Genomic DNA, 21352 nt, shown 5'->3' on the forward strand with positions numbered 1-21352 from the left:
TAGCGGCGCAGTATATCACGCACCTTTCGCTAGCGATATAAACCCTGCAACTCGATATAGCGCTGCACCGGGCGCGGCAGCAGATCGTCGCAGTTGAGGCCCTGATGGCGGCGCTGGCGGATCTCGGTGGCGGAAATTTCCAGCTCCGGCGTATCGGCCAGATAGATATGGCCGTGCGGGCGGCGGCTGAGCAGCGCCGGGTCGGCGGTGCGATGACGTTCCAGCCACTGCTGCAGTTCCGGCGTGTCCATGCGATCGTTATAGCCCGGGCGCGCCAACACCAGCAGATGGCAGACGTCCAACAGCGCCTGCCAGCGATGCCATTTATGCAGCGTCAGCAGCGAGTCCTGGCCAATAATAAACGCCAGCGGCTGGGCGGCGCCACGCTCTTTACGAATCGTTTCCAACGTCTCGATGGTGTAGGAGGGGGTGGTGCGATGCAGTTCGCGATCGTCGACCGCGAACAGCGGATTGCCGGCGATCGCCAGCTCGACCATCTTCAAGCGCTGCTGTGCGTTGGCCTCGGGCTGCGGGCGGTGCGGCGGCACGTGGTTAGGCAGCAGCGTAACACGATTCAGGCCCACTTCTGCGGCCAGCGCCTCCACCGGCCGCAGATGGCCGTAGTGGATCGGATCAAAGGTGCCGCCAAACAGCGCGTGCAATACGGTGGGGTGTTCCGGATTAGTGGGCATCGGTAAAACTCGTGGCCAGGGGTTTGCCGCACAGCAGCATCGACAGGGTTTCCAGTTCCGGCCAGACCGACTGGCCATAGTCCTGCTTGAGGGTCAGCTCGATTTGCGTCAGCAGCTGTACCGCTTGCTGCAGCTGGGCGCTGGACAGGCGTTGCAGCGCCTGGGTCACCAGCGGGCGGCGGTTCTGCCAGACCTTGTGCTGATCGAACAGCGTGCGCAGTGGCGCGGACGCCATGCGGCGCTGCAGCGTCAGCAACAGCAGCAGTTCGCGCTGCAGGGTGCGCAACAGGATCACCGGCTCGACGTCCTCTTGCTGCAGCTGCTGCAAAATATGCCAGGCGCGCTTGCTCTTACCGGCCAGCAAGGCGTCCAGCCAGTGGAACGGCGTGAAGTGGGCGGCGTCGTTCACCGCCTGCTCGACGCGCGGCAGGGTGAGCTTGCCGTCCGGGTGCAGCAGCGACAGCCGCTCCAGCGCCTGCGACAGCGCCAGCAGGTTGCCTTCGTAGCAATAGCACAGCAGCTGATTGGCCGCGTCGTCCAACTCCAGCTTCATCGCCTTGGCGCGCGCGGCGACCCAGCGCGGCAGCTGTGCCTGCTCAGGCGTCTGGCAACTGACGAGGGCGCCGTGCGGGCTGAGCGCCTTGAACCAGGCGCTGTTTTCCTGCGCTTTGGTGAGGCGCGGGCCGCGCAGGATCAACAGGATGTCGTCGTGCAGCAGGGGGGCGAGCTTGATCAGCTGTTCACCGATCGGCGCCGTCGGGCCGTTTTCCGGGAAAATCAGCAGCAGCGTCTGGCGGCTGGCGAACAGGCTCATCGCCTGGCAGATGCCGAAGATGGCGTCCCAGTCGGTATGGGCGTCGAGGGAAATGCTGTAGTGCTCGCTGAACTGCTGCTGTTGCGCGGCCTGCCGGAGCAGATCCTGGCTTTCCTGCAGCAGCAGCGGTTCATTGCCGCTCAATAAATAACAAGCGCGCAGCCCCTCTCGGAGCTGCGCGGCAAGTTGTTCCGGATAAATGCGGATCATTGTGCGGTTTGGCTTGCCGCTCGTTCGCCGACGGCAGCGGCTTTTTGCCGGTTTTCTTCTTCCGCCGCGTGCACGGTCAGCAGTTTGCGCACCAGCTGTTGCGCCGCCTGCTCACGCATTTCCTGGCGAATGATCTCCTGCTCGGAGTCTTTGGCCAGCGCGGTCAGCGGGTTGTCGAAGAACGAACGGAACACTTTCACCGACAGCGGATACAGGTCGTGCCCCGGGATCAGCACCTGGGCCTGCACGGTCAGCACCAGCTGATACTCGGCGGTTTTACCGTCCTGGAAGATCGAGGCGGTATCCTGGCTTTCCGTCGCGCCGACGATGCGCAGAGAAGGCACGTCTTTACGCTTCGGATCGCTGACGATGGTCACGGCGTTCAAACGCAGTTGCTCACGCACCGCGCGCGTCAATGGCCCGTAAGGATCCGAACTGTCCAGGATCAGCGTTTTCATTTCATTAGGCACCTGCGTGGTGCCACGCAGGTGAAAACCGCAGCCGGCGGTGACCAGCACCGCCAACCCCAGCAACAGCGTCAGAATACGTTGTCGCACAACTCCTCCTTGTGTTAACCCACAACCAGGTTAAGCAGTTTGCCCGGAACGTAGATCACTTTGCGAATCGTGACGCCGTCCAGATATTTAGCCACCAGATGCTCTTCGGCAGCGCGCGCGCGCACTTGCTCTTCGGTCGCATCGGCAGATACGGTGATTTTAGCGCGAACCTTGCCGTTCACCTGCACCACCACCAGCTTGGAGTCCTCGACCATCGCCTGCTCGTCGGCAACCGGCCATGGCGCGGTGTCCACGTCGCCTTCGCCGCCCAGCGCCTGCCACAGGGCGAAGCACACGTGCGGGGTGAACGGATACAGCATGCGAACGACGGCCAGCAGCGCTTCCTGCAGCAGCGCGCGATCCTGCTCGCTCTCCTGCGGCGCGCGGGCCAGTTTGTTCATCAGCTCCATCACGGCGGCGATCGCGGTGTTGAAGGTCTGGCGGCGGCCGATATCGTCGGTCACTTTGGCGATGGTTTTGTGCAGATCGCGGCGCAGCGCTTTCTGCTCTTCGGTCAGCGCCGCTACGTCCAGCGGCTGCACCGCGCCTTTTTCCACGTGATCGTAGGCCAGTTTCCATACGCGCTTCAGGAAGCGGTTAGCCCCTTCCACGCCGGATTCCTGCCACTCCAGCGTCATTTCTGCCGGTGAAGCGAACATCATGAACAGACGCACGGTGTCCGCGCCGTATTTTTCCACCATCTCCTGCGGGTCGATGCCGTTGTTCTTCGACTTCGACATTTTGCTCATGCCAGCATAGACCAGTTCACGGCCTTGCGGATCGGTGGCCTTGATGATGCGGCCTTTGTCATCGCGCTCGACGGTGGCGTCAACCGGGGATACCCAGACGCGCTCGCCGCTGTTGCCGGTGTAGTAGAAGGCGTCGGCCAGCACCATGCCCTGACACAGCAGGCGCTTGGCCGGCTCATCGGAATCCACCAGGCCCGCATCGCGCATCAGCTTGTGGAAGAAGCGGAAGTACATCAGGTGCATGATGGCGTGCTCGATACCGCCGATATATTGATCGACCGGCAGCCAGTAGTTGGCGGCGGCCGGATCCAGCATGCCCTGGTCGTACTGCGGGCAGGTATAGCGCGCGTAGTACCAGGAAGACTCCATAAAGGTGTCGAAAGTGTCGGTTTCACGCAGCGCCGGTTGGCCGTCAACGGTGGTCTTCGCCCACTCAGGGTCGGCCTTGATTGGGCTGGTGATGCCGTCCATGACCACGTCTTCCGGCAGGATCACCGGCAGTTGGTCTTCCGGCGTCGGCATCACGGTGCCGTCTTCCAGGGTCACCATCGGGATTGGCGCGCCCCAGTAACGCTGACGGGAAACGCCCCAGTCGCGCAGACGGTAGTTGACCTTGCGCTGGCCGACGCCTTTGGCGACCAGTTTGTCGGCGATGGCGTTAAAGCCCGCTTCGTTGTCCAGACCGTCAAACTCGCCGGAGTTGAACAGCACGCCTTTGTCGGTCATCGCTTCGGCGCTCACGTCAGGCTGGCTGCCGTCGAGGTTCAGGATCACCGGTTTGATCGGCAAATCATATTTGGTGGCGAATTCCCAGTCGCGCTGGTCGTGCGCCGGCACCGCCATCACGGCGCCGGTGCCGTATTCCATCAGCACGAAGTTGGCGACCCACACCGGCAGCTTCTCGCCGCTCAGCGGATGGACAACGAACAGGCCAGTCGGCATGCCTTTCTTCTCCATCGTCGCCATTTCGGCTTCGGCCACTTTGGTGTTGCGGCATTCGTCGATGAAGTCGGTCAGCGCCGGGTTGTTGTGTGCGCCCTGTTGCGCCAGCGGGTGGCCCGCGGCGACTGCCACGTAGGTGGCGCCCATGAAGGTGTCGGGACGGGTGGTGTAAACCGTCAGCTTCTCTTCGCTGCCAGCCACGTCGAAGGTGATTTCCACGCCTTCGGAGCGGCCAATCCAGTTGCGCTGCATGGTTTTCACCTGCTCCGGCCAGCTTTCCAGCGTGTCCAGATCGTTCAGCAGCTGATCGGCGTAGGCGGTGATTTTGATGAACCACTGCGGGATCTCTTTACGCTCGACCTTGGTGTCGCAGCGCCAGCAGCAGCCGTCGATAACCTGTTCGTTGGCCAGCACGGTCAGATCGTGCGGACACCAGTTCACCGCCGAGGTCTTCTTGTAGACCAGGCCTTTTTCATACAGCTTGGTGAAGAACCACTGTTCCCAGCGATAGTATTCCGGCTGGCAGGTGGCGATTTCGCGATCCCAGTCGTAGCCGAAGCCCAGCAGTTTCAGCTGGTTCTTCATGTATTCGATGTTGTCGTAGGTCCACGGGGCCGGTGCGGTGTTGTTTTTCACCGCCGCGCCTTCCGCCGGCAGGCCGAACGCATCCCAGCCGATCGGCTGCAGTACGTTTTTGCCCAGCATGCGCTGATAGCGCGAGATCACGTCGCCGATAGTGTAGTTACGAACGTGGCCCATGTGCAGTCGGCCGGACGGGTAAGGCAGCATGGATAGGCAGTAGTACTTTTCCTTGCTGTCGTCTTCGGTAACTTTGAAAGTCTGCTTCTCTTGCCAGTGAAGCTGTACGTTCGATTCTATGTCTTCTGGACGGTATTGCTCTTGCATGGCGGCCGGTGGTCCTGTAGGTGTAAACCGTTGCCTCGGTCAGAGGCAACGCAATGAACATTTAGTATTCGTAGATCCGCATAGCATAGCTGATAAGACCTCCCGGCAACAACTCCAAGCGCCTGACTCGGCGCATTTAAAAAAAACGCCGCCATGACGCGGCTCACAACCTGCGGATCCCGCGTCTTGCCAAGTGACATCAGTCATTTACGGCTAAAATAAGAACAAGTAGCTTAAGGGTATCCCCATGGCCAAGTCCGGCGCAGCGTTTATCGAGGAGAGTCTATGAACAAGGTTGCTCAGTATTACCGCGAATTGGTGGCATCGCTGACCGAACGTCTGAAAAACGGCGAACGCGATATCGACGAACTGGTGGCCAGCGCGGAGCGGCGGTTGAACGAGGCCGAAGATCTGACGCGCGACGAGGTGCGGCAGGTGACGCAGGCGGTGCGGCGCGATCTGGAAGAGTTCGCCCGCAGCTATCAGGAAAGCCGGGACGAGTTTACCGACAGCGTGTTTATGCGGGTGATTAAGGAGAGCCTGTGGCAGGAACTGGCGGATATCACCGATAAAACCCAGTTGGAGTGGCGCGAGGTGTTCAAGGATGTCAGCCACCACGGCGTGTATCACAGCGGTGAAGTGGTGGGGCTGGGCAATCTGGTCTGCGAACAATGTCACTACCACCTGGCGTTTTACACGCCGGAAGTGCTGCCGCTCTGCCCGAAATGCGGTCACGACCAATTCCAGCGTCGGCCGTTTGAACCCTGATGACGTCCCCCGCCGCGGCGGGGGACGCTGACGTTTACCGTTAACGGAACAGTTTCTTCAGCAGGTTGCTCAGGAAACCGCCGCTGACGGCTTCTTGGGCGACGTTTGCCGGCGCCGGTGCGCTGGCCGGGACGGCGACGCCGGCCGGGATTTTCTGCGCGACCGCGATGCGGCTGTCCTGGGCGGCTTTCTCCGCCGCTTCCGGGCCGTAGGCGAAGCCTTCCGCCAGCACGAATTCAACGTCGGTGATGCCGATAAAGCCCAGGAACAGTTTCACGTACGGGGTGATCAGATCCGTCGGCGTGTCGGCGTGGATGCCGCCGCGGCTGGAGATGACGATCGCTTTCTTGCCCGTCACCAGCCCTTCGGCGCCGGCGGAGGTGTAGCGGAACGTCTGACCGGCGCGGGCGATCAGATCGAAGTAGATCTTCAGCTGCGTCGGGATGTTGAAGTTGTACATCGGGGCGCTGATGATCAGCGTGTCGTGCGACTTCAGCTCGGCAATCAGCTCATCGGACAGCGCCAGGGTGCTTTGCTGATGCGGCGTCAACGGTTTGTCGCCGGCGGTAAAGCCGGCCATCACTTCGCCATCCAGCTCCGGCAGCGTTGGGTTGGCCAAGTCGCGCACGGTGAAAGTGTCTTCCGGATGAGCTTCACGCCATTGTTCAACAAAAAAATCGACTAATTTTCCAGACTGGGAATATTCACCCAGAATACTTGATTTCAGGACCAGTACGCGGCTCATTGGCTTATCTCCAGGCGAAGTGTAATCGGTAACGATGTCAATCGGTGTAAACGCATGGTAGAGGCAAGCCATCAACAGTGATAGCGCAAAAATTCGCTGAGTTAAATCAAAAAAGTTGAATGAGGGCGCGAGCGCGCCCCGAGAGGATTAATAACGCGCGACGCGCTCGGCCAGCAGATCGATAAAGCCTGCGCGATCGATGCCGGTCAGCACTTCCACGTTGGCCGCGTTGCCGGTTTGCTGGAAATAGTCCACCACCGTCATGCCGACGGTGTATTCCCCTTTGGTTTCCACACCGACCCAGCGTTCAACGCCGGTAAACAGCTGCGGCGCCAGCAGCCAGGCGATGGTGCAGGGATCGTGCATCGCCGCGCCAGGCAGGCCGCGCGGGTGGCTGAGATACAGCGGCAGGTAAAAATCGAGCATCTCCGCCACCGCCTGCGCGACCGGATTGGCTATCTGACGAATGCGCTCGATATCCTGCGGCAGCACCAGCGCCTGATGGGTGACGTTCAGCCCAGCCATGGTCAGCGGCACGCCGGATTTCAACACCATCTCGGCGGCTTCGGGATCGACGAAGATATTGAACTCCGCGACCGGCGTGGTATTGCCGGCATTCATGCCGCCGCCCATAAACACGATGCGCTCGATACGGCTTTTCAGCTCGGCGTGCTGGGCCAACAGCAGGGCGATGTTGGTCATCGGGCCGGTCACCACCAGGGTGATTGGCTGCGGGCTGGCGCGCAGCAGGTCGGCGATCAGCTCGACGGCGCCGCGGGGATCGGGTTTGAGGGCCGGCGTCGGCAGGTGGGTGTTGCCCATGCCGGTTTTGCCGTGGACATAGTCGGCGATCACCAGCTCGCGCATCAGCGGGCGAGCGGCGCCGGCGGCGACAGGGATGTCCTCGCGCTGCATCAGGGTCAACAGACCCAGCGCGTTATGCAGGGTTTTCTCCGGCGTCTGGTTGCCGGCGGAGGTGGTGATGGCTTTGACGTCCAGCTCCGGCGAGCGCAGCGCCATAGCCAGCGCGATGGCGTCGTCGAGGCCGGGATCGCAATCGATGATAATAGGGCGGGGCATGTTCTTTCTCCTCTGTTTGTTATCCGGCGAGCATCGGATCAAAAACGAGGAGATACAAGCGCTTTTCGTGCCGGGAGAAAAGATGCGCCCCTGGCGGGGCGCATAGTGAGAACTTAGTGCAGGATCTTGGCGAGGAAGTCCTTGGCGCGATCGGACTCGGGGTTGTTGAAGAAATCGTCTTTGTTGCGGTCTTCGACGATTTTGCCTTCGTCCATAAAGATCACGCGGTTCGCCACCTTGCGGGCGAAGCCCATTTCGTGGGTCACCACCATCATGGTCATGCCTTCGTTCGCCAGCTCGACCATCACGTCCAGCACTTCGTTGATCATTTCCGGATCGAGCGCCGAGGTCGGTTCGTCGAACAGCATGGCGATCGGATCCATGCACAGCGCGCGGGCGATGGCGACGCGCTGTTGCTGGCCGCCGGAGAGCTGACCGGGGAACTTGTTGGCATGGGCGGACAGGCCGACGCGTTCCAGCAGCTTCAGGCCCTTCTCGCGTGAGGCGGTCTTGTCGCGCTTGAGCACTTTTACCTGCGCCAGCGTCAGGTTGTCGATAATGGACAGGTGCGGGAACAGTTCAAAGTGTTGGAACACCATGCCGACCTTGGCGCGCAGCTGCGCCAGGTTGGTTTTCTTGTCGTTGACGGGCGTGCCGTTCACCAGGATGCTTCCCTGCTGGATCGGCTCCAGGCCGTTGACGGTTTTGATCAGGGTGGACTTGCCGGAGCCTGAAGGACCGCAGACGACGACCACTTCGCCTTTTTTCACTTCGGTGGTGCAATCGGTCAACACTTGAAAGTGACCGTACCACTTGGAAACATTTTTCAGGGATATCATCAAACAGTCCTTTTCTTCAAATAGCTTACCAGCGCCGAGGCGGCGAGGCTGATAACAAAATAGACAAAGCCGGCGAACAGGATCATTTCAACCTGGGTGCCGTCGCGTTCGCCGATGGTCGATGCGGTGCGGAAGAAGTCGGCCAGGCTCAGTACGTAAACCAGCGAGGTATCCTGGAACAGGACGATGCCCTGGGTCAGCAGCAGTGGCACCATGGCGCGGAACGCCTGCGGCAGGATCACCAACCGCATGGATTGCCAATGCGTCATGCCCAGCGCCAACGCGGCGGAGGATTGGCCGCGCGAGATGCTGATGATACCGGCGCGGATGATTTCCGAGTAATAGGCCGCTTCAAACAGGGAAAAGGCTACCATAGCCGAGATCAGGCGAATATCGGTTTTCGGCGACAGGCCTAGAACCTGTTGTAATAAGCTTGGAACCACCAGATAGAACCACAGCAGCACCATCACCAGCGGCACCGAGCGGAACAGGTTAACATACAGGGTGGCGAACCAGCTGATGGGCTTGAACGGCGACAGACGCATCACCGCCAGCACGGTGCCCCACAGAATACCGACCACGATGGCGGTCACGGTGATCTTCAGCGTGATCGCCATGCCCTGCAGCAGATAAGGGAAGCTTGGGACGATCGACGCCCAGTCAAATTCGTACATTATTTACTCCCCAGGTTGCCAGGCAACTGCACTTTCTTTTCGACCAGACGCATAAACAGCATGATCACGGCGTTGATGCCGATATAAGCCAGCGTAATGGCAGTAAAGGATTCATAGGCGTGTGCGGAGTAATCCAACAGCTTGCCGGCCTGTGCGGCCATGTCCACCAGTCCGATGGTGGAGGCGATGGCGGAGTTTTTGACCAGGTTGAGCATCTCCGAGGTCATCGGCGGCACGATAACCCGGTAGGCGTTCGGCAACAGCACGTAGCGGTAGGTTTGCGGCAGCGTCAGGCCCATCGCCAACCCGGCGGCTTTCTGGCCGCGCGGCAGGGATTGAATGGCGGCGCGCACTTGCTCGCAAACGCGGGCGGCGGTAAACAGCCCCAGACAGAGCATGGAAGAGACGAAGAACTGCACGTTGGGATCCAGCTCGGTCTTGAACCAGGTGCCGATATTGGCCGGCAACAGCTCGGGGATCACCAGATACCAGGTAAAGAATTGCACGATCAGCGGCACGTTGCGGAACAGTTCGACGTAACAGGTGCCGAGAGTGGAAAGAAAGCGGTTGGGCACGGTACGCAAGATACCGAACAGCGAACCGACGAAGAAAGCGATAATCCATGCACAGACGGAGAGGGCCACCGTGACCTGAAAGCCGGACCAGATCCAGCCGAGGTAAGTGGTGTTCCCAAACGGGGCCTGCTGCAGGAAGATACCCCAGTTCCAATCTATTGACATAACAAACTCCGATAAACGGGCGCAGGGCGCCGAAGAGTGATGACTTGATAGGCGCCGATCGCCGTGCGGCCAGTCGGGCTGGCTTGTTGTGTGCGGAGATCGGTGACGCGCCTTGGGGAAAATGAGGGAGGGGAACGGCCCCCCTCATTCCTGTCTGTCCCAGTCATCAACTGGGCCGGTTTGGCTTGGCGGCCGCCCCGGCTTTATTCTATTGAGTTAGTTCAACGCTTTGTCGTTAGGCGCTTTGAACAGTTGCTTCATGTCGTCCGACAGCTCGAAGTTCATGTTGAGGTTTTTCGGTGGGATAGGCTGCTTGAACCATTTATCAAACCACTTGGCCGCTTCACCGGAGGTTTGCGCCTGGGCGATAGTGTCATCGACCAGTTTCTTGAACTCAGGATCGTCTTTACGCAGCATGCAACCGTAGGCTTCTTTCGACTGCGGCGTGCCGATGATTTCCCATTGATCCGGCTTCTTGGCTTTGGCGCGCTCGCCCGCCAGCAGGGCGTCATCCATCATGAAGGCCACCGCGCGGCCGCTTTCCAGGGTGCGGAAGGAGTCGCCGTGGTCTTTGGCGCTGATGATGCGCATGTTCATTTTGTCGCTGTCGTTCAGTTTGTTCAGCAACACTTCGGACGTGGTGCCGGAGGTGACCACCACCGGTTTGCCGGCCAGGTCTTTAAAGTCTTTGATGTCGGAGCCTTTCTTCACCAGCAGGCGGGTGCCGACCACAAAGATGGTGTCGGAGAAGGCGGCCTGTTTCTGGCGCTCTACGTTATTGGTGGTAGAACCGCATTCGAAGTCATAGGTGCCGTTTTGCAGCAGCGGGATGCGGTTCTGCGAGGTAATCGGCAGCATTTTCACCTGCAGATTCGGTGCATTCAGCTTTTTCTTAACGGCTTCAACGATTTGGTTGGAGTAGTCCTGAGAGTAGCCCACAACTTTTTGCTGGTTGTCGTAGTAGGAAAAGGGCACAGACGATTCGCGGTGGCCGACAACGATAACGCCGTTGTCTTTGATTTTCTTCAGCGTACCGGTCAGGTCTTCCGCGTGCGCTACGCTACCTGCCATACCGAGCAGCAGTAACGATAACGCCAATTTACGCATTTGCATGGTCCAACTCCTTTGCTGTTGTGGTGGCTCTGACTAAAGAGCGTCAGGTTTAAATCGACTATTTATTGCTCAGATTATAAAGATAGTCTTAGAACGGATAGCCGTTAAAAAATAACCGATTGTGAATATCTTGAAACTAAAATGTTTCATTTTTTGAGACGCCGCGCGCACCAAATCAATGCAACCAAACCCCGACGCACCTGCATGGTGCGTTCGGCGCCTCCAAAATGTGCACGGGTGCGACAAAACGTCAGCAAAAGTTAACCGACGTGCGATGTCACCTTAGATAAAGCAAGGAGTGTGCCAGCCGCGTTGATTTAACGACGTTTTCTGACCGAGGTGGGGGAACGTTTACGGAAACGCGGGGCGCGGCGGGCGCGCCCCGGCGAAGAGGACTATTTGCGGCGCAGGCCCAACATCAGCGCCCAACCGCCCAGCAACAGGGTGATCACCCACAGCGGCGCGGCGCCGAAACGCGCGTAAGGCGTGACGCCGGTGGTCGGTGTGACCTTCACTTCAAGCACCTGACGAGTGAACTGCGGGATCTCGGCGATCACGTCGCCGTTCGCGTCCACTGCGGCGGTGACGCCGTTGTTGGTGCTGCGCAGCAGCGGCCGGCCCAGTTCCAGCGCTCGCATGCGCGCCATCTGGAAGTGCTGCCATGGGCCGATGGAGTGGCCGAACCAGGCGTCGTTGGAGATGGTCAGCAGGAAGTTGGTATCCGGGCGGAAGTTATCGCGCACCTGCTGGCCCAACACGATTTCGTAGCAAATGGCCGCCGTCAGGTTGTAGCCGCGTACGCTGAGCTGCGGTTGTACGTAGTCGCCGCGGCTGAAGGAGGACATCGGCAGGTCGAAGAACGGCGCCAGCGGCCGCAGCAGCGTCTCCAGCGGCACGAACTCGCCGAACGGCACCAGGTGGTGCTTGTTGTAGCGATCGTTGGCTGGGTACCTGTACGGCGTCGGTTCACCGAGCACGATGGCGCTGTTGTAGATTTGCTGGCCCTGCGGCGTGGCGCGCACGTCGACGATGCCGGTGATGAGGCTGCTGTTCTTCGCCCGCATCAGGTCGTCTATCATCGTCAGGAAGCCGTTCTGATTGGCTTCATAATCTGGGATGGCGGATTCCGGCCAGATGACGATCGGTGCCTTACCCATGTAGGGACGGGTTTCGTCCAGATAGGTTTGCAGCGTGCTGACCAGCGCTTTCGGATCCCATTTCATCGATTGAGCGATGTTGCCTTGCACCATGGCGACATTCACCGCTTTATCCGTCTGCGGAGTAAACCACTGCAGCTGGCGCAGCGGCCATGGCAACAGCAGCAGCGCGGCGGCGATCACCGCCGCCGAGAGGCGGCGCTGATTGACGGCGTACACCAGCAGGCCGGCGATGGCCATCAGCACAAAGGTGATGGCGTCGACGCCCAGCAGCGGCGCGATGCCTTTCAGCGGGCCGTTGATCTGGCTATAGCCGAACTGCAGCCACGGGAAGCCGGTCAGCACCCAGCCGCGCAGGAATTCCGTGACCTGCCACAGCGCCGGCGCGGCGATGGCCAGCCGCCACCAGCGGGTAGCCGGCCACAGGCGGGTCAGCAGCCCGGCGAACAGCCCGGTATACAGCGACAGGTAAGCGGCGAGCAGCGCCACCAGGAAGACGTTGACGGCGAAGGGCATGCCGCCGAAATCGGCGATGCTGACATACACCCAGTTGATCCCGCTGCCGAACAACCCGAAGCCCCAGACAAAGCCGAGCAGGGCGGACTGTTTGGTGGTGCGATTGAGGGTAACGGCCAGCAGGCCGAACAGGGAGACGATGGCCGCGGGCCAGAAATCGTAGGGCGAGAACGCCAGCGTCCCGCCGGCACCTGACAACAGCGCCAGCAGGGCGCGAACCCACTGGCGTTCAAGTAATGAGGCTTTAGCCATGTTGGATTTAATCTTCCAGTTTCGGTGGTGGAGAGTCGTCCGGAATTTTTACATGAACCTGGATGATACGTCGACTGTCTGCCATGGCAACTTTAAATAGGTAACCTTCGATTTCAATGGTTTCCCCGCGTGCAGGCAGATGGCCGAAGGCTTGCATCACCAAACCGCCGATGGTATCGACCTCGTCGTCGCTGAAATGGGTGCCGAAGGCTTCGTTGAAGTCTTCGATCGGTGCCAGCGCGCGTACGGTGTACATGTGGCGGCTGAGCTGGCGGATATCCAGATCGTCTTCGTCGTCATATTCGTCTTCGATCTCGCCGACGATCAGTTCCAGAATGTCTTCGATGGTGACCAGGCCGGACACGCCGCCGAATTCGTCAATGACAATCGCCATGTGGTAGCGCTGGGAGCGGAACTCTTTCAACATCCGGTCGACGCGCTTGCTTTCCGGCACCACCACCGCGGTGCGCAGCACTTTGTCGATGCTGAACGGCTCGGAGTCTGCGCGCATGAACGGCAGCAGATCCTTGGCCATCAGGATGCCTTCGATGTGATCTTTGTCTTCGCTGATCACCGGGAAGCGCGAGTGGGCGGAGTCGATAATCACGTCCAGGCACTCTTCCAGCGTCTGGTTGCGCTTGAGCGTCACCATCTGGGAGCGGGGGATCATGATGTCGCGCACGCGCTGTTCGGCGATATCCATCACGCCTTCCAGCATGTCGCGGGTATCGGGATCGATCAGGTCGTTTTGTTCGGAATCACGGATCAGCTCGACCAGATCGCCACGGTTTTTGGGCTCGCCGTGGAACAGCTGGTTAAGGATAAGAGTAAAGAACCCCTTCTTGGGACTGGGGCTGTCATTGCTTTGTGAATGGTCGTCGCTCATGGCGTTTTCGTTACTGTCACTCATGTCAGAGTTAAGGGGCGTCAGCGACAGCCCCGTTAGGGGCTGTGGGGTAAACGGCTGACGTCAGACGGGGTCTTTTTCCGCCAGGTACGGATCAGGATAGCCCAGTCCGTGCATGATTTCGGTTTCCAAAGACTCCATTTCTTCGGCTTCATCGTCTTCGATGTGGTCATACCCTAGCAGATGAAGGCTGCCGTGGACAACCATATGCGCCCAGTGGGCCTCCAGCGCCTTGCCTTGCTCAATCGCTTCCTGTTCAACCACCTGGCGGCAGATGATCAGATCGCCGAGCAGCGGCAGTTCGATGCCCGGCGGAGCCTCGAACGGGAAAGAGAGCACGTTGGTCGGCTTGTCTTTGCCGCGGTAGGTCAGGTTCAGCTCGTGGCTTTCCGCTTCGTCCACCAGACGCACGGTCACCTCGGCCTCTTCCTGAAATTGCGGCAGCACGCCTTCCAGCCAGCGCTGGAAGGTGGCCTCATCCGGCAGGCCGTCGCTGCTTTCACAGGCAATCTGCAGATCCAAAATCACCTGACTCATGGTGTCTCCTGCTCGGAGGCGGCGAGCGCCTCGCGCTTACGTTGTTCGGCAATCGCATCTTTTCGCTTCTGTTCGGCCGCTTCCCAGGCCTCATAGGCGATGACTACGCGGGCCACCACCGGGTGGCGCACCACGTCTTCGCTGTGGAAGAAGTTGAAGCTCAGTTCTTCCACGTCCGACAGCACTTCCACCGCGTGGCGCAGGCCGGATTTCTGGTTGCGCGGCAGGTCGATCTGGGTGACGTCGCCGGTGATGACCGCCTTAGAGTTGAAGCCGATGCGCGTCAGGAACATCTTCATCTGCTCGATGGTGGTGTTCTGGCTCTCATCCAGAATGATAAAGGCATCGTTCAGCGTACGGCCGCGCATATAGGCCAGCGGCGCGACTTCGATCACGTTGCGCTCAATGAGCTTCTCCACGCGCTCGAAGCCCAGCATTTCGAACAGGGCGTCGTACAGCGGGCGCAGATAAGGATCAACCTTCTGGCTCAGATCGCCCGGCAGGAAGCCCAGCTTTTCGCCGGCTTCGACCGCGGGACGGGTCAGCAGAATGCGGCGAATTTCCTGGCGTTCCAGCGCATCCACCGCGGCGGCGACCGCCAGGTAGGTTTTGCCGGTACCGGCCGGGCCGATGCCGAAGGTGATGTCGTGATCGAGAATGTTGGCGATGTACTGCGCCTGGTTAGGCGTGCGCGGTTTCACCATGCCGCGCTTGGTTTTGATGGTGACCGCCTTGCCGTAATCCGGCACGCTGTCCGCCACCTGTTCCAGCACCCGGCTCTCTTTGATCGCCAGATGGATTTGCTCCGGATCGATATCCGGGATCACGCCGCGAATCGGCGCGGTATCCACGTACAGATGGCGCAGGATATCGGCGGCGGCGACCACGCACAGGTTTTTGCCGACCAGCTTGAAGCGGTTGTCGCGACGATTGATTTCGATGCCCAATCGGCGCTCGAGTTGCTTGATGTTGTCATCAAACGGGCCGCACAGGCTGAGCAAACGCTTGTTGTCTGCGGGCTCCAACATAATTTCTTGTGTTGCGACGTTCAAACTATTCCTCTAGGTCACATCGGGCCTGGTTGATGTCACATAGCGCGTCCGGGACGCGCGCGTTCAGGGCGAGCCTGAATACTCTCTTTCTTGAATTATTCATGGTGCGCCGCAACGGCGCAAGTTTACCGCTGATCTATCTGTGCGCCGTCGGCGGAATTCAAGGGAAGATAAGGAAAAAACGCGGCGGGGCGCAAAGCCCGCCGCGTCATCACAGGACAAGGCCGCCGAGAATCAGTTCTTTTTCACGAACTCGGATTTCAGTTTCATCGGGCCGAAACCGTCGATTTTGCAGTCGATGTTGTGATCGCCTTCCACCAGACGAATGTTTTTCACCTTGGTGCCGATCTTCAGCATCGAGGAGCTGCCTTTAACCTTCAGGTCCTTGATCACGGTGACCGCGTCGCCGTCCGCCAGCAGGTTGCCGTTGGCGTCTTTGACGATCAGCGCGTCCTGATCTTCCGCCGGGGCGCTGTCGCTCCACTCGTGGGCGCACTCAGGGCAGATGAACAGGGCATTGTCCTGGTAGGTGTATTCGGAGTTGCACTTCGGGCAGTGTGGGAGTTGCATGTTATGTCGCCTCTTCAACAATAAAAAATAAAAAAAAGAACATCACCGGGCGCGGACGCCCGGCGGAGAAACGGTAAGGAGTAGCGCGAACGGGCGGCGATAAGGCGAGCCGCCGCGGCGTCAGGGCTGGTAAATGCCGACGCCCAGCGCGTTTTCTTTGCGGGTACGGGCGATCACCGACTGCGGGGATTCATGTACGCGCAGATCCATCTGCTGTTCGGTGCGCACCACTGCGCCACGCAGGGTGTTGGTCAGCACCTCGGTAATTTCCACGTCGACAAACTGGCCGATCATGTCGGGCGTGCCTTCGAAGTTTACCACACGGTTGCACTCCGTGCGCCCGGCCAGCTCCATCACGCTTCTGCGCGAGGTGCCTTCCACCAGAATGCGCTGGACGGTGCCGAGCATGCGGCGGCTGAACTGCAGCGCCTGCTGGTTGATGCGATCCTGCAGAATATACAGCCGCTGTTTTTTCTCTTCTTCGCTGACGTCGTCAACCATGTCCGCCGCCGGCGTACCGGGGCGCGACGAATAGATGAAGCTGAAGCTGACGTCGAAGTTGACGTCGGCGATCAGGTTCATGGTCTGTTCGAAGTCGGCCTGGCTCTCGCCCGGGAAACCGACGATGAAGTCGGAGCTGAGCTGGATGTTCGGGCGCGCCTTGCGCAGCTTGCGGATAATCGCCTTATACTCCAGCGCGGTATGGGCGCGTTTCATCATGGTCAGGATGCGATCCGAACCGCTCTGCACCGGCAGGTGCAGGAAGCTGACCAGCTCCGGCGTGTCTTCGTACACCGCGATGATGTCATCGGTGAACTCGATAGGGTGGCTGGTGGTGAAGCGAATGCGATCGATGCCGTCGATGGCGGCCACCAGGCGCAGCAGTTCGGCGAACGAGCAGATATCGCCGTCATGCGTGGCGCCGCGGTACGCGTTGACGTTTTGGCCGAGCAGGTTGACTTCGCGCACGCCCTGCGCCGCCAGTTGGGCGATTTCGAACAGCACGTCGTCGCTCGGGCGGCTCACTTCCTCGCCGCGGGTGTATGGCACCACGCAGAAAGTGCAGTATTTGTTGCAGCCTTCCATGATCGACACGAACGCGGTCGGGCCTTCGGCGCGCGGCTCCGGCAGGCGGTCGAACTTTTCGATCTCAGGGAAACTGATATCGACCACCGGGCTGCGGGTGCCCTGAACGTGGTTGATCATTTCCGGCAGGCGGTGCAGGGTCTGCGGGCCGAATACCACGTCGACGCAAGGCGCGCGGCTGCGGATCAGTTCGCCTTCTTGCGAGGCCACGCAACCGCCGACGCCGATGATGACAGACGGGTTCTTCTCTTTCAGCAAGCGCCAGCGCCCCAGCATGGCGAAAACTTTTTCCTGCGCTTTTTCACGGATCGAGCAGGTATTCAGCAACAGCACGTCCGCTTCCTCGGCGTTGTCGGTCCACTCGAAGCCGTGCGTGCTGTTCAACAGGTCGGCCATTTTCGATGAATCGTACTCATTCATCTGGCAGCCCCAGGTTTTGATATGTAGTTTTTTCGTCATTGACTTGCCATTACTCAGTGCGGAGCGAAAGTTGCGTTACGCGACATGCAGGGCGCGTATTGTAATCATTTGCCGCCGTTGTGACCAGCGCGGGGGAAAATGGCATGCAACCTGAAGCCGAAGCGAAAATCCGGTACACTGCGCAAAACGCCATGTCGGGTGGGATGGCGAGCATTCACATAGAAAACATAGCCAATATGAAGACATCTCAAAATCGGTACGACGCGGTGGTGGTGGGCGGCGGCATGGTCGGCGCGGCGGCGGCTCTGGGCCTGGCGCAGGCGGGCTGGTCGGTGGCGTTGCTGGAACATCAGGCGCCGCAGGCGTTCGAGGCGCAAAGCCCGCCGGACCTGCGCATTTCCGCTATCGGCTGCACCTCGGTGGGGCTGCTGAAACAGCTCGGCGCCTGGCCCGCCGTGACGGCGATGCGCACGGTGCCGTATCGCCGGCTGGAGACCTGGGAATGGGCGTCGTCGCGCGTGGCGTTCGATGCGCTATCGCTGGGGCTGCCGGAGTTGGGCTTTATGGTGGAAAACCGCATTTTGCAGCTGGCGCTGTGGCAGCAGTTCGCACAGTGCGCCAATTTGACGCTGCTGTGCCCCGCCAGGCTGCAATCGCTGCAGCGGGCGGACAAGGCCTGGCAACTGACGCTGGACAGCGGTGAAACGCTGCAGGCGCGGCTGGTTGTCGGCGCCGACGGCGCCAACTCGCAGGTGCGCAAGCTGGCGGCGATCGGCACCAACGGCTGGCAGTATCGTCAGGCGTGCATGTTGATCACCGTCGATACCGGCGCGCCGCAGCAGGATGTGACCTGGCAGCGCTTCTTCCCGTCAGGGCCGCGCGCTTTCCTGCCGCTGTACGACAGCTGGGCGTCGCTGGTGTGGTATGACAGCCCGCAGCGCATTCGCCAACTGCAGGCGATGCCGCCGGCGCAGCTGGAGCGCGAGATCGCCGCCGCTTTTCCGGCGCGACTGGGCCCGGTCAAGGTGCATGCCGCCGGATCGTTCCCGTTGACGCGCCGTCATGCGCAGCGCTACGTGCTGCCGGGCCTGGCGCTGCTGGGCGATGCGGCGCATACCATCAATCCGCTGGCCGGGCAGGGCGTCAATCTGGGGTATCGCGATGTGGATGCCTTGCTGAACGTGCTGAGCGAGGCGCGAGAGCAGGGAGAAGACTGGAGCGGCGAGGCGGTGCTGCTGCGCTATCAACGCCGCCGCCGTACCGACAATCTGTTGATGCAGAGCGGCATGGATCTGTTCTATACCGCCTTCAGCAATAACCTGGCGCCGCTGACCGTGGCGCGCAATCTGGCGCTGATGGCCGCGCAGCGGGCGGGCAAGCTGAAAGAGCATGCGTTGAAGTACGCCTTGGGATTGTAACCGACAGGGCTCAGCGGTGGCTGGGCCTATTTAAGGTTGGCTGAACGGCAGACAGCAAAAAGCCCGCCGAAGCGGGCTTTTCTAAATATGGCTGGGGTGCCAGGATTCGAACCTGGGTATGCTGGTATCAGAAACCAGAGCCTTACCGCTTGGCGACACCCCAATTATGGTGGCTACGACGGGATTTGAACCTGTGACCCCATCATTATGAGTGATGTGCTCTAACCAGCTGAGCTACGTAGCCGATGTTACTTTTTACTTCTTTGATTTGCAAGCAGTTTGTTATGGCTGGGGTACCTGGATTCGAACCAGGGAATGCCGGTATCAAAAACCGGTGCCTTACCGCTTGGCGATACCCCACCTGCAAACAAATCTTATGTTGAAACCCCGTTCCCGAAAGAATATGGCTGGGGTACCTGGATTCGAACCAGGGAATGCCGGTATCAAAAACCGGTGCCTTACCGCTTGGCGATACCCCATCAACATACTGCGCCGACGATGAAGAGAAATGGTGCGGGAGGCGAGACTTGAACTCGCACACCTTGCGGCGCCAGAACCTAAATCTGGTGCGTCTACCAATTTCGCCACTCCCGCAAATACAAAAAAGAGATGGTGGCTACGACGGGATTCGAACCTGTGACCCCATCATTATGAGTGATGTGCTCTAACCAGCTGAGCTACGTAGCCCTCTTTTTTTGCTTTGCCTTCATCGGCGTTGCGGGGCGCATTATGCGTATATGACCGATTTGCGTCAACAAGTTTTTTCCCGAAAAAGCGCCCGGAAGCGCCGTTTGTCTGGGTTGTGAACATTATGGCGATAAAATCGGCAATTCAGGCAGTTGGCGGGCGGAAAAGGCAACAAAAAGGCGGGCCAAAAGGCCCGCCCCGGGGAAAATGCCGCGCGATTATTTATAGGCGGCCTGGTGCACGCCGACGGCGCGGCCGGAAGGATCGTCCATCTTCTTGAACGATTCATCCCACTCGATGGCCTTGGCGGACGAGCAGGCGACGGATGGGCCGCCCGGCACGCATTCGGCGGCGCTCGGCAGCGGGAACAGCTCCTCGAAGATTTCGCGGTACAGGTAGCCTTCTTTCGACGTCGGCGTGTTGTACGGGAAGCGGAAACGCGCGGTTTCGAGCTGTTGATCGCTAATTTGCTGCGCAGCCACCTCTTTTAGCGTGTCGATCCAGCTGTAGCCGACGCCGTCGGAGAACTGCTCTTTCTGGCGCCAGGCCACGCTGGCGGGCAAATAGGACTCGAAACATTCGCGAACGATGTGTTTTTCCATTTTGCCGTTGCCGCACATTTTATCTTTCGGGTTGATACGCATTGCCACGTCGAGGAATTTCTTGTCCAGGAACGGCACGCGGGCTTCGACGCCCCAGGCGGACATCGCCTTGTTGGCGCGCGCGCAGTCGAACATGTGCAGCGCCAGCAGTTTGCGTACGGTCTCTTCATGGAATTCGCGGGCGTCCGGCGCCTTATGGAAGTACAGGTAGCCGCCGAACACTTCGTCCGCGCCTTCGCCGGAAAGCACCATCTTGATGCCCATCGCCTTGATTTTGCGCGACATCAGGTACATCGGCGTCGACGCGCGGATGGTGGTGACGTCATAGGTTTCGATGTGGTAAATCACGTCGCGGATGGCGTCCAGCCCTTCCTGCACGGTGAAGTGGATCTCATGGTGCACGGTGCCCAGATGGTTGGCCACCTCCTGCGCGGCGCGCAGATCCGGCGAGCCTTCCAGCCCGACGGCGAAGGAGTGCAGCTGCGGCCACCAGGCTTCGCTGCGTTCCTGATCTTCCACGCGGCGCGCGGCGTACTTCTTGGTGATCGCCGAAATGACTGAAGAATCCAGCCCGCCCGAGAGCAGCACGCCGTAAGGCACGTCGGACATCAGGTGGCTTTTCACCGACTCTTCCAGCGCGGTGCGCAGGGCGGCGGCGTCGGTCACGTTGTCCTTGACGCTGTCGTAATCGAACCAGTCGCGGCGATAGTATTCGCGGATCTGGCCGTCCTGGCTCCACAGGTAGCTGCCGGCCGGGAATTCCTTGATGGTGCGGCACACCGGCACCAGCGCTTTCATTTCCGAGGCAACGTACAGGTTGCCGTGTTCGTCATGGCCCATATACAGCGGGATGATGCCCAGGTGATCGCGGCCGATCAGGTAGGCGTCTTTTTCGGTGTCATACAGGGCAAAGGCGAACATGCCTTGCAGATCGTCGAGGAACTCCGGGCCTTTCTCCTGATACAGCGCCAGGATCACTTCACAGTCGGAGCCGGTCTGGAAGGCATAGCGGTCGCTCAGCTGTTGGCGCAGCGCCTGATGGTTGTAAATTTCGCCGTTGACCGCCAGAACGTGGGTGTGCGCAGCGTTGTACAGCGGTTGAGCGCCGTTGTTGACGTCGACGATCGACAGGCGTTCGTGAGCCAGAATGGCTTTGTCGCTGGCGTAAACGCCGGACCAATCCGGGCCGCGGTGGCGCATCAGACGTGACAGCTCCAGCGCTTTCTTACGCAGTTCAACGGGATCGGACTTCAGATCGAGCACACCGAAAATAGAACACATACAACTCTCCTAACGGGCTTTTATGACTGTGATGTTGT

19 protein-coding genes and 6 tRNA genes are annotated in these 21352 nt (G+C 59.9%); 2 read left to right on the forward strand and 23 right to left on the reverse strand.

Going from position 1 to position 21352, the window contains the following annotated elements; genetic code table 11:
- Window positions 1-29: 29 nt before the first annotated feature.
- The 4 genes from nadD to leuS are packed head-to-tail and all read right to left on the reverse strand — an operon-like array spanning window position 30 to window position 4870.
- A complete protein-coding gene (nadD, locus tag ACJ8J1_RS11710; protein WP_015376938.1) occupies window positions 30-692 on the reverse strand; it encodes a nicotinate-nucleotide adenylyltransferase in 663 nt (220 codons plus the stop codon).
- Window positions 682-1716 (reverse strand): DNA polymerase III subunit delta, encoded by a 1035-nt coding sequence (holA, locus tag ACJ8J1_RS11715; protein WP_033642161.1) that lies wholly within the window; start codon window positions 1714-1716, stop codon window positions 682-684. The genes nadD and holA overlap by 11 nt, the downstream gene beginning before the upstream one ends.
- Window positions 1713-2273 carry an LPS assembly lipoprotein LptE gene (gene lptE, locus ACJ8J1_RS11720; protein WP_033633932.1) on the reverse strand — a complete coding sequence of 187 codons (561 nt, stop codon included), beginning with the start codon at window positions 2271-2273 and terminating at the stop codon, window positions 1713-1715. The genes holA and lptE overlap by 4 nt, the downstream gene beginning before the upstream one ends.
- Before the next feature lie 14 nt (window positions 2274-2287).
- Window positions 2288-4870 carry a leucine--tRNA ligase gene (gene leuS / locus ACJ8J1_RS11725; protein WP_033642163.1) on the reverse strand — a complete coding sequence of 861 codons (2583 nt, stop codon included), beginning with the start codon at window positions 4868-4870 and terminating at the stop codon, window positions 2288-2290.
- Between the two features lie 285 nt (window positions 4871-5155).
- Here leuS and ACJ8J1_RS11730 point away from each other — a divergent pair, with 285 nt between their 5' ends.
- Window positions 5156-5638 carry a zinc ribbon-containing protein gene (locus ACJ8J1_RS11730; RefSeq protein ID WP_025301844.1) on the forward strand — a complete coding sequence of 161 codons (483 nt, stop codon included), beginning with the start codon at window positions 5156-5158 and terminating at the stop codon, window positions 5636-5638.
- 40 nt (window positions 5639-5678) lie between these two features.
- On the opposite strand, the gene ACJ8J1_RS11735 is transcribed toward ACJ8J1_RS11730, so the two are convergent.
- The 12 genes from ACJ8J1_RS11735 to miaB all read right to left on the reverse strand — a co-directional run bounded on the left by ACJ8J1_RS11735 (window position 5679) and on the right by miaB (window position 17365).
- A complete protein-coding gene (locus tag ACJ8J1_RS11735; protein WP_033642164.1) occupies window positions 5679-6383 on the reverse strand; it encodes an FMN-dependent NADH-azoreductase in 705 nt (234 codons plus the stop codon).
- A 147-nt stretch (window positions 6384-6530) separates the two neighbouring features.
- Window positions 6531-7463: a pyrimidine-specific ribonucleoside hydrolase RihA gene (rihA, locus tag ACJ8J1_RS11740; RefSeq protein WP_033642165.1), complete on the reverse strand. Its 933-nt coding sequence runs from the start codon at window positions 7461-7463 to the stop codon at window positions 6531-6533.
- Between the two features lie 113 nt (window positions 7464-7576).
- Entirely contained in the window at window positions 7577-8302 is a 726-nt protein-coding gene (locus ACJ8J1_RS11745; protein ID WP_004939983.1) for an amino acid ABC transporter ATP-binding protein, read from the reverse strand.
- Window positions 8302-8976 carry a glutamate/aspartate ABC transporter permease GltK gene (gene gltK, locus ACJ8J1_RS11750; RefSeq protein ID WP_015376945.1) on the reverse strand — a complete coding sequence of 225 codons (675 nt, stop codon included), beginning with the start codon at window positions 8974-8976 and terminating at the stop codon, window positions 8302-8304. Before gltK ends, ACJ8J1_RS11745 begins: the two co-directional genes overlap by 1 nt.
- Window positions 8976-9716, reverse strand: a complete 741-nt coding sequence (locus ACJ8J1_RS11755; RefSeq protein ID WP_004939979.1) for an amino acid ABC transporter permease — start codon at window positions 9714-9716, stop codon at window positions 8976-8978. Before ACJ8J1_RS11755 ends, gltK begins: the two co-directional genes overlap by 1 nt.
- Window positions 9717-9932: 216 nt before the next feature.
- On the reverse strand, window positions 9933-10829 hold the full coding sequence (locus ACJ8J1_RS11760; RefSeq protein ID WP_033642166.1) for an amino acid ABC transporter substrate-binding protein: 897 nt from the start codon (window positions 10827-10829) through the stop codon (window positions 9933-9935).
- Window positions 10830-11224: 395 nt separating this feature from the next.
- Window positions 11225-12754 carry an apolipoprotein N-acyltransferase gene (lnt, locus tag ACJ8J1_RS11765; RefSeq protein WP_033642167.1) on the reverse strand — a complete coding sequence of 510 codons (1530 nt, stop codon included), beginning with the start codon at window positions 12752-12754 and terminating at the stop codon, window positions 11225-11227.
- A gap of 7 nt (window positions 12755-12761) precedes the next feature.
- Window positions 12762-13640, reverse strand: a complete 879-nt coding sequence (gene corC / locus ACJ8J1_RS11770; RefSeq protein ID WP_004939973.1) for a CNNM family magnesium/cobalt transport protein CorC — start codon at window positions 13638-13640, stop codon at window positions 12762-12764.
- Window positions 13641-13724: 84 nt separating this feature from the next.
- A complete protein-coding gene (ybeY, locus tag ACJ8J1_RS11775) occupies window positions 13725-14198 on the reverse strand; it encodes an rRNA maturation RNase YbeY (RefSeq protein WP_004939970.1) in 474 nt (157 codons plus the stop codon).
- On the reverse strand, window positions 14195-15226 hold the full coding sequence (locus ACJ8J1_RS11780; protein ID WP_170853105.1) for a PhoH family protein: 1032 nt from the start codon (window positions 15224-15226) through the stop codon (window positions 14195-14197). Before ACJ8J1_RS11780 ends, ybeY begins: the two co-directional genes overlap by 4 nt.
- Window positions 15227-15484: 258 nt before the next feature.
- The gene (locus ACJ8J1_RS11785; RefSeq protein WP_004939967.1) at window positions 15485-15820 is read right to left on the reverse strand and encodes a zinc ribbon domain-containing protein YjdM; all 336 of its coding nucleotides are present in this window, start codon (window positions 15818-15820) and stop codon (window positions 15485-15487) included.
- Window positions 15821-15940: 120 nt separating this feature from the next.
- On the reverse strand, window positions 15941-17365 hold the full coding sequence (gene miaB, locus ACJ8J1_RS11790; RefSeq protein WP_033642169.1) for a tRNA (N6-isopentenyl adenosine(37)-C2)-methylthiotransferase MiaB: 1425 nt from the start codon (window positions 17363-17365) through the stop codon (window positions 15941-15943).
- 197 nt (window positions 17366-17562) lie between these two features.
- Between miaB and ubiF the strand changes: the two genes are divergently transcribed.
- On the forward strand, window positions 17563-18744 hold the full coding sequence (gene ubiF, locus ACJ8J1_RS11795) for a 3-demethoxyubiquinol 3-hydroxylase (protein ID WP_033642170.1): 1182 nt from the start codon (window positions 17563-17565) through the stop codon (window positions 18742-18744).
- A gap of 88 nt (window positions 18745-18832) precedes the next feature.
- On the opposite strand, the gene ACJ8J1_RS11800 is transcribed toward ubiF, so the two are convergent.
- The 7 genes from ACJ8J1_RS11800 to asnB form a co-directional block, all read right to left on the reverse strand.
- Window positions 18833-18907: transfer RNA gene (locus ACJ8J1_RS11800), tRNA-Gln, on the reverse strand.
- 4 nt (window positions 18908-18911) lie between these two features.
- Window positions 18912-18988 (reverse strand) — tRNA-Met (locus ACJ8J1_RS11805).
- A gap of 41 nt (window positions 18989-19029) precedes the next feature.
- Window positions 19030-19104, reverse strand: a tRNA-Gln gene (locus tag ACJ8J1_RS11810).
- Window positions 19105-19148: 44 nt separating this feature from the next.
- Window positions 19149-19223, reverse strand: a tRNA-Gln gene (locus ACJ8J1_RS11815).
- Between the two features lie 30 nt (window positions 19224-19253).
- Window positions 19254-19338, reverse strand: a tRNA-Leu gene (locus ACJ8J1_RS11820).
- 16 nt (window positions 19339-19354) lie between these two features.
- Window positions 19355-19431, reverse strand: a tRNA-Met gene (locus tag ACJ8J1_RS11825).
- A gap of 218 nt (window positions 19432-19649) precedes the next feature.
- Window positions 19650-21314 carry an asparagine synthase B gene (asnB, locus tag ACJ8J1_RS11830; RefSeq protein WP_033642171.1) on the reverse strand — a complete coding sequence of 555 codons (1665 nt, stop codon included), beginning with the start codon at window positions 21312-21314 and terminating at the stop codon, window positions 19650-19652.
- Window positions 21315-21352: the final 38 nt, after the last annotated feature.

Source organism: Serratia sp. CY37869 (assembly GCF_052168895.1).
Classification (GTDB): domain Bacteria; phylum Pseudomonadota; class Gammaproteobacteria; order Enterobacterales; family Enterobacteriaceae; genus Serratia; species Serratia ureilytica.